Below are 15,815 nucleotides of genomic sequence, written 5' to 3'. Positions count from 1 at the left end.
GTAAGCATAGCCCCCTTCTCTTTAATTTAATTCCCATGTTCGATCACCTCCTTTGTTAAGGTTAGAACATTCACCTCTTTGCCAGACGACCAATCTTCTCATCTAGCTCAAGCGGATCCACTAAGTGGAACGTATCGACGATGTAGCCGTCTTTATCGATTAAGAACATAGTAGGAAGCGAATGTAGTTCATAAAGATCGGCCGCGTGCTTATGCTCATCTAGCAAAATCGAGTATTTAAGTTCGTTTTTCGTAACGAAAGCCTTAATATTTTCGGGCTGTTCCTCCGTTGTCACATTAATTCCATAGAAATCGATTTGATCCTTATACTGCTCGTGGAGCTTTCTCAGCTCCAGAGCTTCGACCGAGCAAGCATCACACCAGCTCGCCCAAAAATTCAAGACGATCGGTTTTGCGCTTTTTCCGCCAATGGAAACATAGTTGGAACCATCCAGTGATTTCAGTGTAAACGGAGGTGCTTTAACACCGGTTGATTTCCCTATTTCTCTGGAATCCTTCTTTTTGATGATTTTTTCTAAATCTTCCGCATCTAAAGCTTTGACCTCACCTGTATCTGCCTTGTCGGCTGCCATATTATTTACGGCCTGGAAGGCTGCAAAGATTACGACGAGTAATAGAGCGATATATAGCCATAAGTTTTTCTTCATAAAAAACCTTCCTTTTCCCCCGCGGAATGGCAGCGCTATCATTTTATAACCGAGCGCATACATCTATCATAAATGGTTACATTCAGCATGTATTTACAATAAACATAGAATTTTTGCGATTTTCGGCAAAAGAATATTTACGCTTATGTAGCGACAGCGTCAAGGAAATGTGGTGCTTTAGAAAGAGTGAAAGCTACATTAAACAACCCCTCACTGATTTAGTAAGGGGATTGGTGTTATGAAAATATCTATTTCAGAATGCCTCCGTTTCACAGGTTCCTAGCTTAATAATTTATTGGAATGAAGCGAGAGCCCTATCCGTATCTTATTTCCAAAGAAATAACCTCCCGGAAGAACTTCATCTGTATGTACGAAGATGCAGCTCGGTGGACATACGGAATGAACAGACATTGCCAGGTGGTTTCCAAGTTATTGTATCCATCCTAAACAGTTTGCGCTTTCTCTCGGCAGAGGCAATACCTGTCACTAAAATCGGGATTGTTTCTCCTCCTTAAGCTTTTCTGTTGCTCCATCACCTATTTCACAAATATAGAACGTTGGCACAAGGCCCGTTTTCGCCGTATATTTTTCTGCTACTCTTTCTTTAAATGTATCGACCTCATCATCTTTTACAAGGCTGACAGTACATCCGCCGAACCCTGCCCCTGTCATGCACGTACCGATGCAGCCTTCCACTTTTGAAGCTTCGTCAAAAAGTGTGTCAAGCTCCGCACCTGTTACTTCATATAAATCACGCAGTGACTCATGTTTTTGTATCATCAATGCACCAAACTCATTTAAATCATTTCTTTCAAGTACCCTCATGGCAGCTAATACTCGTTCGTTCTCCATAATGACATGCTCTACCCGACGACCAATAACAGGATCTTTTATTACGTGGCGGACCTTTTCCCATACCTCAAAGCTGACATCTCCTAAAGACTTCACATGTGGAATGACTGTTTTGATCATTTCCAATCCCTGTTCGCATTCTCTGCGGCGAACGTTATATTTCGAATCAGCAAGTCCACGCTGTTTATTGGTATTGGTGATTACAAGCTTATATCCGTCGATTTTAACTGGCATATAATCGTATTCGAGTGTGTCACATTTTAAAGCCATTGCTTGGCCTTCTTTCCCCATACCCACTGCAAATTGATCCATGATTCCACAGTTTACGCCGACAAAATGGTTTTCAGCGCGCTGTGCCAGTTTTACTAACTCGATCATCGGAATATCAATGCCTGCTAATTTGCTTAAAGCAAGTCCAGTGACGAGCTCAATGGATGCAGATGATGACAGGCCGGCTCCGTTAGGGATGTTGCCATGATAAAGAATATCGGCACCGTGATAGTGTTTGGAATTTTCCGGGCCCGCTAACTGAATCAATTCACGCAAAACACCCTTTGGATAATTCGCCCAATCATCCTCTTTTTTATAAATCATCTCTGAAACGTCGCTTTCCACTTTCGTATCAAAGTTCGTTGAACGGAAACGGTATATGCCATCTTCTCGGGTACTTGCGGCCGCCCATGTTCCGAACGTCAACGCGGCTGGAAGTACGTAGCCACCGTTATAATCGGTATGCTCCCCAATAAAATTAACACGGCCGGGAGCAAAAAAAATCCGAATACCTTCATCGTATCCAAACGCTTCAGCAAATTTCCCCTTTAATTCTGCAGCATCCATTTTTCAAACCACCCTTCTTTAAATCCTGATTAAAGAATCTCCAAAAAATCCAGAAAGGCACGCTTGCCCTCTTCCGTTTGTTTAAATACCCCAGCATGCTCAAGCACCCTTTGAAACTTTTCACCAACCTCGACCTCTAAAATCCTCATGACGTTATCAGTCGTGATCGTTTCATATTTTTGTAAAATTTCTTTGTACCAATCCCAGTGCTTTAAGAGTGACTCTTCCCACTCACTTCGTTCGACTGGTGCGATTAAATACTCTCCTAATCGTTTCAACTCGAATGCCAAACGGCCAGGTAAAACGGCCAGGCCCATTACTTCAATCAAACCGATATTTTCTCTTTTAATATGATGGAGCTCGCGATGCGGGTGGAAAATTCCATCCGGATGTTCTTCGGATGTCCTGTTATTTCTTAGAACGATATCCATTTCGTATAAATCTCCGCGTCTTCTCGCAATGGGTGTTACGGTGTTGTGAGGCGTATCACCGGTATAAGCAATAATGCCAACGGTAGAGTCGCTATATACTTGCCATTTCCGCCAAATATGCTCCGTTACATTGGCCACGTCCTCTTGGTTGCCACAGACCCGCACTACCGACATCGGCCACTTGACGATACCAATCGTTACGGATGGATAGCTTGCAAGCTGTAGCGTTTCTTCAATTTCAGCTCTTTCAACAGCAAACGTATAACCCCCGCCCTGGAAATGGTCATGCGATAAAATCGATCCGCCCACAATTGGCAAGTCCGCATTTGACCCGATAAAGTAATGCGGAAACTTCCTCGTAAAGTCCAACAGGCGGTCAAACGTCGCTCGCGAAATCTGCATGGGCATGTGTTGTTTTCTTAACACAATACAGTGCTCGTTATAATAAACATATGGGGAGTATTGTATATACCAATCTTCATCCTTCAACGTAATCGGAATGATCCTGTGCGTAGCTCGCGCTGGATTGCGAAGTGTTCCTTGATACCCTTCATTTTCAATACATAATAAACATGTTGGATACGTTGATTCCCGGGCATCCTTTATTAAAGCTATTTCTTTAAGATCCTTTTCCGGTTTAGCTAGGTTTATTGTCATATCAATCTCTCCGTATGGCGTCACTGCCTTCCACTGCTTATTTCTTTCAATCCGGTCGGCACGGATATAATTCGATGCAACCGACATATCATAAAAGCGTTCAGTCGCTTTTTTCGGACTTTCTTCGTAATTTTGATAAAAGCCACGAATCATTTCAGATGGTCGTGCCATCATACAATTCATGATTTCCGTATCAAAAATATCACGCATTATGGTCGTATTAGAGTTAAGCTTTCCATGCTCGTAAGCCCAATCCATGATTTTTTCTAAAATAACCGCAACAGAAGGAATGGGTTCCATTGAGGTGCTTTCTTCCCATTCACTTAATCCCAGCACGGAGAGAATCCGGTTGCGCACATATATTTCATCATCTTTTTTAAACAAGTCCTTTTTTTTCCCGTATTCAAGTAATCTTTGAATTTCTTGATAGATAGTCATTGTCCACACCCCTGCTTTCCATGACAGTACAGACCTTTGTTAATCTTTTTCGCTATATTTCAACCTCGAACTTCAAAATATGAGGCTAATAGTTTCTTGAAAAATCGATATATCAATAAACTTCAAATGTATATTTAGTAGTGGATTGATACGTTTCATCTGCTTGTAAGATAGTAGATGGAAAATGTGGATGATGGATAGAGTCCGGTAATCCTTGAGTCTCAAGACAAATACCTAAATATTTTTGCGCATGTACTCCCCTGATACTAAAATCTCCTATAAGTTGATTACTGGAATATACGACTACTGATGGTTGATCTGTTTCAATGCTCACTTTGCGTCCACTTTCATGATCAAATAAACTGATGTTTGTTTCTGCTTCATGATCAAGAAGGAAGGGATGATCATAGCCTTGGCCCACTAGCAGGTTTTGCGGATTCTTTGAATTCACTCCATCTCGTATTTTTCTTCCTTCTCTAAAATCAAACGATGAGTGATCAACATTGATAAATTCGCCTGTTGGTAATAGTTCATGATCCAATTCTAAAAACCTGCTGCTCTTTACATTCAATGTATGGTCTAAAATATCCCTTTTGGCATTTCCGCTTAAGTTAAAATACGTGTGATTCGTCAAATCCAAAAGGGTTTTTTGATCTCCATTACCTTCATAAGTAATTTGAAACTCATTTCTATCATTTAATGTATACGTGACTTTCACATGAAGATTGCCTGGATATCCTTCTTCTTCATCAGGGCTCATATAGGAGAACTCAACACCGACTTCACTTTTCCCCTCAATCATTTCCGCTTTCCATATTTTATGACTAAACCCTTCCATTCCCCCGTGCAAATGGTTCTTGTTTTCATTTTTCGCTAACCTATATACATTTTCATCTAGTTCAAACTGTGCCCCTTTTATTCTTCCAGCCACACGACCGACAATCGCGCCAAAATAAGGGGAATGCTGAATATACTCTTCTAAAGTATCGAATCCTAATACGATGCTTTCACGTTTCCCACCGTTATCGTTCATAATGATATTTGAGATGATACATCCATAATTCATGCAAGTGATCTCAATCTCCTTATTGGTCATCGTGTATGCGTGTATTTCTTGATCGTTTATTTCTCCAAATTTTCGCGAAGTAATTCTCATGCAATTAAACCCCTTCCGTTCCTAACAAACCACTTACATGCTTGTAAAAAACCCAAAATGCACCTTTCATTTATTCAACCCCATGTGGATTCACATGGGGCGAATATCTAATTCATTATTTAACTTCCTGAACGGTAAAGTAATCAAAATTCGCTTTAACATTTTTTCCACTAACAGGACTTGCCGCATATAATCCAATTTTCACATTCGTTAGCTTAGCAGTAATGGGGTCTGCCGCTTTCTCCCATTGCCCGTTCACCCAATAATAAGTTGAATATACATCACCAACTCTTTTAATCTTCAAGAATAATGTATCATCACCGGGATGTGATGCCAGATTTTGAGCTTTGCTGTATTTCATCGCTTCTTCTTTTGCCGTCTCCAGCTTTAATCCATTATCCCAAACGTGACCAAGTCTTACGTAATTATCCTGATCCTGCCATACATAAAGACCCGCTTGTTCATGGTTATTCCTAATTGAAGCGTTCACTTTCGTCGTTATCTCAAAATCCCCTAATGGAGCTTTCTGTAGAAAGACATTACTGATTTTATTACTATCCTGGAATGAATCACCCGGTTGGGAAGTAATCGTAAGGTGATCAGGTTTTTCAGTCAAGCTCCAATTCGATGGGCTATCGTTAAAGACCGACCACTTCTTATCTAGAACTCCACTGTCAAATTGATCCACTACAGCTTTTTTTTCAATCGGTGAGTTAACCTCGTATTTGAAGCTTTGGATATCCTTTTTCAACTGGTCTACCGCCTTAAAAAATTCCTCGGATGTAGATTTTTTATTATCATAAACCGACTCTGCCGTTTTTATCGATTTTTTCAGGAAATAGATGGCCGTATTTGGATACGTGCCAGGGGTATTACCCATTTTTGCACTTTTTAATACAGCTTTTGTTTCATCTATTTCTTCCTTTAAAACGTATTTAGGTGAAGCAGATTTTATTAACGACTGATTTGCCTCAGCTACTCTTTTTCCATCCATTTTTGTCACTTTTCGGTCATATGTGAGCAACCCATTCAACTCGCCCTCAACATCCGTTGTTTGAGTATAAACCGCCCCGCTTAACCCATTCCCATGTATGAATCCTTTTAATGATTCAATATACTCGATATACGTATCTGTTATTTCTTCCTTATTGGACTGCATGGCATAGCTCCAGCCACTTGTACCCCATTCATGTCCTGGTGCGTCCAATCCCAATCCGCCATACTCGCCAATGACCGCGATACGATCTTCCTCCACGTTCGGTGATCTTGGATTCGGATATGTGTGCCAGTCAATGACATCTCCGACAGGATGATCTGTCCAGCCGCTTGCATTTGTTACGACACGTGTAGGATCCAATCCTTTTACCCAATTCGTTAATCGTACAGTATCGTATTGTCCCCAGCCTTCATTAAATACGGTCCATTGCACAATCGAAGGATGATTGTACTTCTCTTGAATCATTTCCTTAAATTCATGTTCATATTGCTTTCTTTCCTCTGCAGTTGCCTTCCCTCCTGCAGATGAACCTTCTAAACTCGGCATATCCTGCCAAACGATCATGCCCATCTTATCAGCCCAATAATACCAGCGTGCAGGCTCCACTTTAATGTGCTTTCGGATCATATTAAATCCAAGTTCCTTTGTTTTTTGAATATCGAATTTCAGCGCCTCATCCGTAGGAGCCGTATAGTTTCCTTCTGGCCAATAGCCTTGATCTAATGGACCCATCTGGAATATGAATTCTCCATTGATTAAAGGACGCAGCTTACCATCCACCTTGCCTATGGTAATTTCACGCATTCCAAAATAACTTTCAACCGTATCCACTACTTTCCCTTTCTTTTTTAAGCGAACTTCCATGTCATATAAGAACGGATCTTTGGTAGTCCATAATCGTGCATCTGGAACAGGAACGGATATTTCCTTTCCTACCTTGCCCGTTACAGTGCTCACTTTCTTCCCTTTTTTATAGACAATTGCCTCAACGGTTTCGTTTGTGACACCGTCCCCATTGACTTTTAATTTTAATTGTTCAGAGTCTATTTCCGGTGTCGTTTTCAAAGATGTTATATTTGCCTTTGGAACGGGCTCGATCCATACAGTTTGCCAGATTCCTGATGCTGGTGTATACCAAATGCCTTCTGGTACAAGCGTTTGTTTTCCTCTCGCCTGCCCGCCGCCAGTCGGATCATATACTTCCAAAATCAGTTCATTTTTTCCTTTCACTAAAAACTTTGTGATATCGTAGCTAAATGAATCATAACCGCCTGTGTGTTTCCCTACCTTTTCCCCGTTCACATACAATGTCGATTTCCAGTCAACTGCTCCAAAATTCAACTTAATATGTTCGCCTTTCCATTTATCCGGTATGGTGAAATCACGTTTGTACCACATATGATCTTCCATTCTTTCGACATCAGATAAAGCTGATTCAACTGGGAAAGGCACTAAGATTTTCTCCTTTAATTTTTTCCCCGTCGGCAGTTCATCTCCATCAGCGGCACTTTGGAATTCCCATTCCCCATTCAAATTCATCCATTCTTCCCTGGCCAATTGAGGTCTTGGATATTCTGGCAGCACGTTCTTTTTATTCACTTTAGAAGCCCAAGGCGTTTCAATGTTAAATTGTGAACGATTTTCAACTCTGTTTAAAAAGGCTGGTACATCTTTTCCTTCTTTCGTACGCAATGCTCCTTTTCCATCGTATGTGATTAGAACTTGATTTCCTGTCCTTTCATATATTGGCTGTTCAGTATGAATAACAACGGTATTCTTGCTATTCTGTTTTAAAGCGACATCATCAATCTCCCAATCTCTTCCATTCAATTTGATAGCGAAATGGTCTGCAAGATTTCGTGGTAGTTTATCCAATGGGTCTTCAAACGTAAGCTCTACTTGTTTACCGTCTTCAAGAACTTGTACGGATTGAACCCCCCCATCCATTTCATAGCCTTCAGGTAAATAAAAGGCACTGCTAGGAATGATTTGTTTTGGAACACTGTCACTTGACCAGAATAGTTTTAAATTCGCTCCACCTTCATGTTCAAAATATTCAATTTTAATATCGTACTCTTTACCTGCCTCCAATGAAATCGGCTTGCTTTTTTGTTCAATATCCCACTTATCTTCCCAAAAATCGATGGCAAGTTCCCCGTCAATCCATACTCTGAACCCATTGTCCCCTTTCATATAAAACGTGTAATCTTCCGAATGCTCAGCAACCAGTTTTCCAGTCCACCTCACAGCAGCAGCATCGCTCTGCCCCGTAAATTGCTCCAGTGCTGGATTAAGGTCTGAAAAGTCGATGTTGTAATCCATGATTGTCGTCTTCAATTGATTGAAATCAAATACACCGGGCTTTGTTGAAGTGTAGTACTCGCCTTTTAAACCGTGATTTCCATTGTCAGTTTCACTGGCTGCTGAAGCAGGTGATCCATTAAACCCGCCTATCATAATAGAACTAACGAATAAACAACCCATTAATGCCTTCTTCATAACGAACAATTACCTCCCCTAAGTACGGCCATAAGCAAACGCCAACTATGTTATCGCTTTCAAATCACTTTCATTGAAACACCAAGAACAGAAGATACATGGACTTAATTCATCTAATCTACTCCTTTCAATTACTACTTTACCAATCATTCATGAAAAATTATTTGTAAAAACCAGTTACATTTTATACTTTTCAGATAATTCTTTCATTTCTTCACTGAACACAGGGAGAGTATACGAACACTGCCGCAAACTGATAGGTCTATATCACCAATGATATGTTTGTAGCAGAACTAATTAAGAGAACGTACAAAAGGCATATAATCAATCACCCTCTTAAAATAGAACTTTAATAAAAACAAACTAGAAAAGAGCCCCAATTAATCTGAATCGGGGCTTCTAAAACGAAGATTATTTATAATCGGTTGATACAGACTGGGACGGGGGCTGAACTTGTATATTCCCAGTCACTTTTTTGAGTCGAATGACTTTCCTTTTTCTTCTTCTCATGACAATCAGCCGTTGTAAGAGAATGAATAAAAACAGTAGAAACCCGACTGCAATTTTTGTCCACCACGAACTAAGCGTTCCTTGAAACATAATAATCGTTTGGATAATCCCCATACTCAATACACCAAGCGTTGGACCAATTAAATAACCATATCCACCAGTGAGCAGGATACCGCCGATAACACAGGCAGCAATCGCATCCATTTCCATTCCCAATAAATGAAGACCATATCCCGATAACATATATAATGTAAAAACGACTCCACCTAAAGCGGCACAAAAACCCGAAAAAACATATACCATGATAAGTGTTCGTTTCACCGGTAATCCCATTAATTTGGCTGATTTCACATTTCCGCCAATGGCATATACATTTCGCCCAAACTTCGTTAGTTTGGCCATATAGACTGCAAAAGCGACCACAACGATTGCAATGACGGCTCCTATTGAAATGTAATTGCCTCCAAACAAATAGACTTTTGCTTGTGAAATGGCGCTATACGTATCATTCGTAATGACAATGCTATCCGTACTAATGAGGAAACTTGCACCTCTTGCAAGAAACATTCCGGCTAGTGTAACAATCCAAGGATGGAGATCGAAGCGATAAATAAGATAACCTTGGAATGCCCCGAAAGCGATTCCAATCAGTAACGTAAGAGCTATGACAAGGTATGCATTTACACCAGCTTCCAACAACGATGCAGAAACCATGCTAATAAAGGCAACCAACGCCCCAACCGATAAGTCAATACCGCCAGTAATGATGACAAATGCCAACCCTGTAGCTACAATAATTAAATAAGCATTGTCAATAAATAGATTTAGAAATACCTGTGTACTAAAAAAACCGCTAAAGGAAAAGGAACCATATCCGTATAACATGACAATTAACACCATGGTAGCAATTATGAATATATGATTCTCTTTTATGCTGAATTTTACATGCTTCATTAGATGGACACCTTCTTTTTGTTAAACTGCATAAATAGGCCCCTAAACTGCTCTGACTGAAATAGACATACCATAATCACGACAAAAGCTTTAACGACCATCACGATTTGGGGATTTATGCCGACGGAATAGATTGTTGTAGACAGTGTCTGAATGAATAAAGCTCCTACCACCGTACCTCCAAGAAAATATCTTCCGCCGCGCATGGACGTGCCACCGATTACAACGGCTAGAATGGCATCGAGCTCAATCCATAATCCTGCGTTATTTGCGTCAGCACTGCTTACATTGGCGCTAACGATAACCCCTGCAATCGCCGCACACAATCCGCTGATGGTGTATACGAGGAAAATGATTTTCCTTGGTTGAATGCCAGCAAATTTACTTGCCGTGATGTTATTACCTATAGATTCAAGAAATAAGCCCATTGCCGTTCTTTTCTTCATGTACAAAATAATCAGAAAAATGGCTCCGCCAATAAATATCGGAAATGGCAGTCCAAATAAGAAACCCGAACCGATATATTTGTAAATCTCATCATCTATCGTTAATATCTGTCCACCCGTTATTAATTGGGCGATCCCTCTGCCTACCGTCAGAAGAATCAGTGTGGCAACCATTGGCTGTATCTCAAATATAGAAACTAATATTCCATTCCACATGCCACAAATGACCCCAACCCCCACCGCTGCAATTAGGGCGATCCAAATCGAAGAGTTTTCCATGATATATGCAGCCAATGCTCCTGAAATGGCCAAAATGGATCCAACCGAAATATCGATTCCCCCTTTTGCAATGACTAAAGTCATCCCAATCGATATAATTAATAAGGGCATTACCCGATTAAAAATGTCGATTAGACTCCCAAATAAATGCCCATCCTTAATTTCTATCGAAAAGAATCCAGGAATTAAAAGGAAGTTCAAGAGGAGAAGTACGAATAAGGCAACAATTGGCCAAAATATTTTCGTTTGAGCCATCCTATACAGGAATTGATTCATTTACACCACCTCCTTTTGCAATCATATCCATGATTTTCGATTCACTCATTTCATCACCTTGTAATTCTCCAATCATGTTACGGTCCCGCAGCACAACAACTCTGTCACAGCAAGCTACCACTTCTTCTAATTCTGAAGAAACAAACAAAATCGTTATTCCCTCAGCTGCTAAATCCAATATTAACTTGCGGATTTCCCTTTTTGACCCAATATCGATTCCCCTTGTCGGTTCATCTAATATCAATAATTTAGGGTCTGTCGCCAACCATCTTGCCAGGATTACCTTCTGCTGATTTCCACCGCTCAAATTATCGATTTTTTGTTCCATAGTAGGAGTTTTGATTCTTAGTAAATCAATGTATTTTTGTGCGATCTCCTTTTGTTCCTTCATTGGAATGTATTTAAATAATCCTCTCTTTGCTTGTAGACCTAAGATAATGTTCTCCCGTATGGATAAATCATTCACAATTCCCTCTACCTTCCGATCTTCCGGGCAGAAGCTTAAGCCTTTATCGACAGCCACCTTTGGATTCATGGACCTGACTGTTTCATTATCGATCGACATGATTCCTTCATCTGCTTTTTCTATTCCAAATATCAACTTAGCAACCTCGGTCCTGCCCGAACCTAACAATCCCGCTAATCCTAGGACTTCTCCTCTTCGCAAACGTAAATTAAATGGATGTATCGTTCCCTGCCTGCCCAAACTGCTCGCATCCACAAAAATTTCTTGACTAACTTCCCTTATTTCCTTGTCTTCTTGACTGGAATTCTCTCCCCATTCCCTCCCAATCATCTTGGAAACAAGCTCTGTTCTAGATATGTTTTTCGTCTCATATTCGCCAATGAATTCACCATTTCTTAACACCGTGACCCGATCCGTAATTTCAAATATTTGATCTAAAAAGTGGCTGACAAAAATAATCCCCATACCCTCATTTTTTAAATTCCGCATAACCTCAAACAACTGTTTTACTTCATTTTTATCTAGACTTGATGTTGGTTCGTCAAGAATTAACACACCACTGGACATATCAACAGCCCTGGCGATCGCAACCATTTGTTGTATGGCCGTAGAGTATGAGGATAATATTTTTGTTACATCGATGTTTATATTCAATCGTTCCGAGAGAACCTTCTTTGCTCTTCGATTTATTTCACTCCAGTCGATTCTCCCTTTCCTCATTGGTTCTCTGCCTATGAAGATATTTTCTGCAACAGAAAGGTTTTCACATAAGTTTATCTCTTGATAAACGGTACTGATACCTAAACGCTGTGCATCTTGGGGAGACGCTGGTTCTATCTTTTGACCTTCCAAATAGAACGTACCGCCGTTCTTTTCATGTACACCTGTTAATACCTTGATTAATGTAGATTTGCCAGCTCCATTCTCTCCCATAAGAGAGTGAATTTCACCCCTTTGTAAATTGAAATTCACGTTAGACAATGCTTTAACACCAGGAAATGATTTGGTAATTCCTTCAGCCTTCAGTAAAATGGAACTCATGTATAACACCTTCTTTATCACTATTTGAGTATCATGTAATCCTACATAAAATAAGTGTTAAATTAAGTATAAGGTAGCCCTTATTTTATGTATTTAAAAAAAAGGGTCTTTTTTTACAATTTTCAGTTAATGCAAGGCCTCCAAAACAAAAAGAAGAACCATGGTATGAACGGATACCATAGCTCTTCTTATATAACGACCTCAATAGTGTCTCATTTGGATTTCCTGTTTTGCTTCTTCCTTTGTGAATGTTCTTTCTGAAGTGATGATTTTCATAGGAATTTCTTTTCCCATCTTAAGATCTTTAGCAGACCTCATTAGTTGAGGGCCTAATAATGGATTACATTCCACAGAGAAGTTTAGTTTACCTGTACTTAATGCAGTAAATGCCTTTTTGGTTGCATCAATTGAGATGATTTTAATATCTTTCCCAGGACGCAAGCCAAATTCTTCAATTGCCTCAATCGCACCAATCGCCATATCATCATTATGTGCGTAAACAACATCAATATCTCGACCATATCGAGCTAAAGCAGTGTTCATCATTTCTTTCCCTTTTTCAAATGTAAAATCGCCTAGTAAAGAATCTAGAATTTGATAGGATTGATGATCCTGCAGTACTTCCTCGAACCCTTGTTTTCTGCCAATCGAAGGGGCAGCATTGCTAGTACCCTCCAATTCAATAATATTTTTTTCTTCTCCGGCCGTATTACTTTCATTGACTAACCATCGTGCAGCCCTTCTGCCTTCCTCAACAAAATCAGAACCGATGAACGATGTCCATAATGAGGAATCATTTACTTTAATCTCTCGATCAGAAAGGATGACAGGAATTCCCGCATCCTTTGCTTCTTGCAGTACTTCATCCCAGCCATGTTCGACCTTCGGAGAAAATGCAATGACATCTACCCCCTGATCGATAAATCCCCTTATTATTGCAATTTGCTTTTCTTGATCATTATTTGCATTTTTCAGGATAAGGTTTACGCCTTCGGCTTTTGCTGCCGTAATGATTGAATTGGTATTGGCAGCTCTAAAGTCACTTTCTTTACCGACTTGTGCAAAACCTAATGTGACCTCTGTATTTTCTTCTTTTAGCTGATTAATCGATACATCTTTTTCTTGTAAGTACCCATTTACGTTCTTAAGTGTTACTTGGTGGTTTCTTAATATAATTTTTTTGGGGATCTCTGCGTCTTGATTTAGAATATCAATAGCATACTGTACAGCTTCTTTTCCGCCAGTTGGTGTAATGAATGTGGTATCAATTTTTTTCTCTTTCACTAATTGCAACCCACCGTCCGGTTTGTTTACTCCGTCACTGCCAATGATGGAAATCCCTTTAAGATTCAATGATTCGATGGCTTTATGTACACCTAAAGCCATCGCATCGTTGTGCGCATAAATTAAGTCAGGTGGGTTTGACCGATGGACCAATAACTCCTTTAGCTTATCTTCTGCTATATCCCTCTGCCAGTTTGCAACAATTGAATCAGTAATCCGATAATCCGAATTTTCGTGTATTTTCTCGCGAAAACCTTTACTTCTTTCCTCCACTTGCAATGCACTCGCTACCCCTTGCAGTTCAATAATGTCCCCGCCCTTATTGCCTAGTAAATTCATGGCAGCTTCTGCGGCCATTTCTCCTATGAAATAATGATCAGAACCGATATATAAGGTATAATTGTACCCCTCGACACCTCTTCCAAGAACAATAACAGGCATTTCTTCATACAACTCCGAGATCACAGGAGTCAATGCAGCAGAATTATCGACCGATACAATTAAAAGATCAATTCCATAGGACTTCAATGTTTGTATATCTTCAATTTGTTGCTCCGGGCTGTGAGCGGCATCTGTATAAATTACTCTTATATTGTCATGTTTAGCCACTTCTTCAGTTAACTCCTCATACATCAGCACTTGCCATGGTTCAAGTAAGTTTGGTTGTGACACACCAATCACATATTCTATTTCTTGCTTCGCTTTTTCATCTTTATCGGTCATTTTGTAATAGACTATTATAAGAAGTAAGCAACAGACGCTTGTCCCAATAATCATTTTTCCATAATTCACATTTTTAGTCATTGCTCTTTACACCGCTCTTATAAACCATTGGCGAAATTCCAATCACTTTCTTAAAGGCACTACAAAAGTAATGCTGTGTACTATAGCCAACCATATCCGCAACTTCATAGATTTTTAAATACGGGTCTTTTATCAGCAGAAGTGCTTTATTTATTCGTACTTTTGTAAGATAGTGTATAAACGATACACCTAATTCATTTTTAATTTGTTTACTTAAATACGTAGGGCTCACTTGCACAATTCCGGCAACTTCTTTTAACGATATCTTATGCTCATAATAATGCTGATCAATATAATTTTTTGCCAATAACACCATTGGAGATAAACTTTTAAATGATTTCATTTCTTTTATTAAACTCGTATATTGATTAGGAAAAGATAGAGCATCACAGAACATGTTCTCCACACAAACTATCACTTTACATAAAAAACTTTCAGCATATTCTTTTATTTCCCTGTTTTGTTTGATTAGCTGCTCCATGTTAACGTTTGGTATAAGAACGACAATATTACCCGAATTGTCGTCAAATAGTTCAACATTTGGGTACGCATTCAAAATATGTTTGATAATATTCTTCAATGAAAATATTATGAGACTATCACTCCAGTACTTCTCCGTTCCACCGTCATCCATTCCTCTAACTACCTTGAAGATGGACATGCCTATATTTCCTCTAAGTTTAATATCCAGTAATTGGCACTGTTCATTCACTTCTTCTTCTGAAAGCAAGCCTGAACACCACTTTTGTAAAAATGTTTCTTTTAGTAATGGTTTATTGCCTTCTAATTGCAAAGCAAGTTGCTTACTTCTACCGTTTTTTTCCAAATGCTCCGTTGCTCTTTTAACCGTCTTTTTTAGTTCTTCAGTATTAACAGGTTTTATTAAATAGTCAAATGCGTCCATCTTGATTGCCTGTTGGGCATAGCCAAATTCATCGTAGCCCGATATGACAATAAAAATGGCTTCTGGAAGATGTTTTCGCAATTGTTTCATCAGTTCTAACCCATTTAGAAACGGCATATTGATATCAACAAATAATATATTTGGCTTTTGTTCTATCGCCATTTCTAATGCAATTTCCCCATCCTCCGCTTCATCTATTATATTAATAGAATAATCTTCCCAATTAGCTGCATGCCTAAGGCCTTTTCTTATCGTTGTTTCATCTTCGGCAATTAATAACTTCCACATATTAACCCTCCACGATAATCCATTAAATT

General features: G+C 39.5%; 10 protein-coding genes. All 10 read right to left on the bottom strand.

The genetic code is table 11. The features are described 5' to 3' along the window. Positions 1–70: 70 nt before the first annotated feature. A complete protein-coding gene (locus ACQKMH_RS00795; RefSeq protein WP_427585641.1) occupies positions 71–667 on the bottom strand; it encodes a TlpA family protein disulfide reductase in 597 nt (198 codons plus the stop codon). A gap of 486 nt (positions 668–1,153) precedes the next feature. Then, positions 1,154–2,356, bottom strand: coding sequence for a galactokinase (locus ACQKMH_RS00790; RefSeq protein ID WP_427585640.1), 1,203 nt, complete (start codon positions 2,354–2,356; stop codon positions 1,154–1,156). Positions 2,357–2,385: 29 nt separating this feature from the next. Further along, positions 2,386–3,882 carry a UDP-glucose--hexose-1-phosphate uridylyltransferase gene (galT, locus tag ACQKMH_RS00785; protein WP_427585639.1) on the bottom strand — a complete coding sequence of 499 codons (1,497 nt, stop codon included), beginning with the start codon at positions 3,880–3,882 and terminating at the stop codon, positions 2,386–2,388. Between the two features lie 112 nt (positions 3,883–3,994). After that, on the bottom strand, positions 3,995–5,038 hold the full coding sequence (locus tag ACQKMH_RS00780; protein ID WP_427585638.1) for an aldose epimerase family protein: 1,044 nt from the start codon (positions 5,036–5,038) through the stop codon (positions 3,995–3,997). A 115-nt stretch (positions 5,039–5,153) separates the two neighbouring features. Then, complete coding sequence (locus tag ACQKMH_RS00775; RefSeq protein WP_427585637.1) at positions 5,154–8,534, bottom strand: PA14 domain-containing protein; 3,381 nt, start codon at positions 8,532–8,534, stop codon at positions 5,154–5,156. A gap of 411 nt (positions 8,535–8,945) precedes the next feature. Then, positions 8,946–9,998 carry a galactofuranose ABC transporter, permease protein YjfF gene (gene yjfF, locus ACQKMH_RS00770; RefSeq protein ID WP_427585636.1) on the bottom strand — a complete coding sequence of 351 codons (1,053 nt, stop codon included), beginning with the start codon at positions 9,996–9,998 and terminating at the stop codon, positions 8,946–8,948. After that, on the bottom strand, positions 9,998–10,999 hold the full coding sequence (locus ACQKMH_RS00765) for an ABC transporter permease (protein ID WP_427585635.1): 1,002 nt from the start codon (positions 10,997–10,999) through the stop codon (positions 9,998–10,000). Before ACQKMH_RS00765 ends, yjfF begins: the two co-directional genes overlap by 1 nt. Continuing rightward, positions 10,980–12,506: a sugar ABC transporter ATP-binding protein gene (locus tag ACQKMH_RS00760; protein ID WP_427585634.1), complete on the bottom strand. Its 1,527-nt coding sequence runs from the start codon at positions 12,504–12,506 to the stop codon at positions 10,980–10,982. The genes ACQKMH_RS00765 and ACQKMH_RS00760 overlap by 20 nt, the downstream gene beginning before the upstream one ends. Before the next feature lie 201 nt (positions 12,507–12,707). After that, positions 12,708–14,594 (bottom strand): substrate-binding domain-containing protein, encoded by a 1,887-nt coding sequence (locus ACQKMH_RS00755; protein WP_427585633.1) that lies wholly within the window; start codon positions 14,592–14,594, stop codon positions 12,708–12,710. After that, a complete protein-coding gene (locus ACQKMH_RS00750) occupies positions 14,587–15,786 on the bottom strand; it encodes a response regulator transcription factor (protein ID WP_427585632.1) in 1,200 nt (399 codons plus the stop codon). Before ACQKMH_RS00750 ends, ACQKMH_RS00755 begins: the two co-directional genes overlap by 8 nt. Positions 15,787–15,815 lie beyond the last annotated feature (29 nt).

This window comes from Peribacillus sp. NPDC097895, from assembly GCF_050277555.1.
GTDB lineage: Bacteria > Bacillota > Bacilli > Bacillales > DSM-1321 > Peribacillus.
The sequence above is the reverse complement of the archived record's forward strand: the minus strand, read 5'-3'. Positions and strand labels throughout refer to the sequence as shown.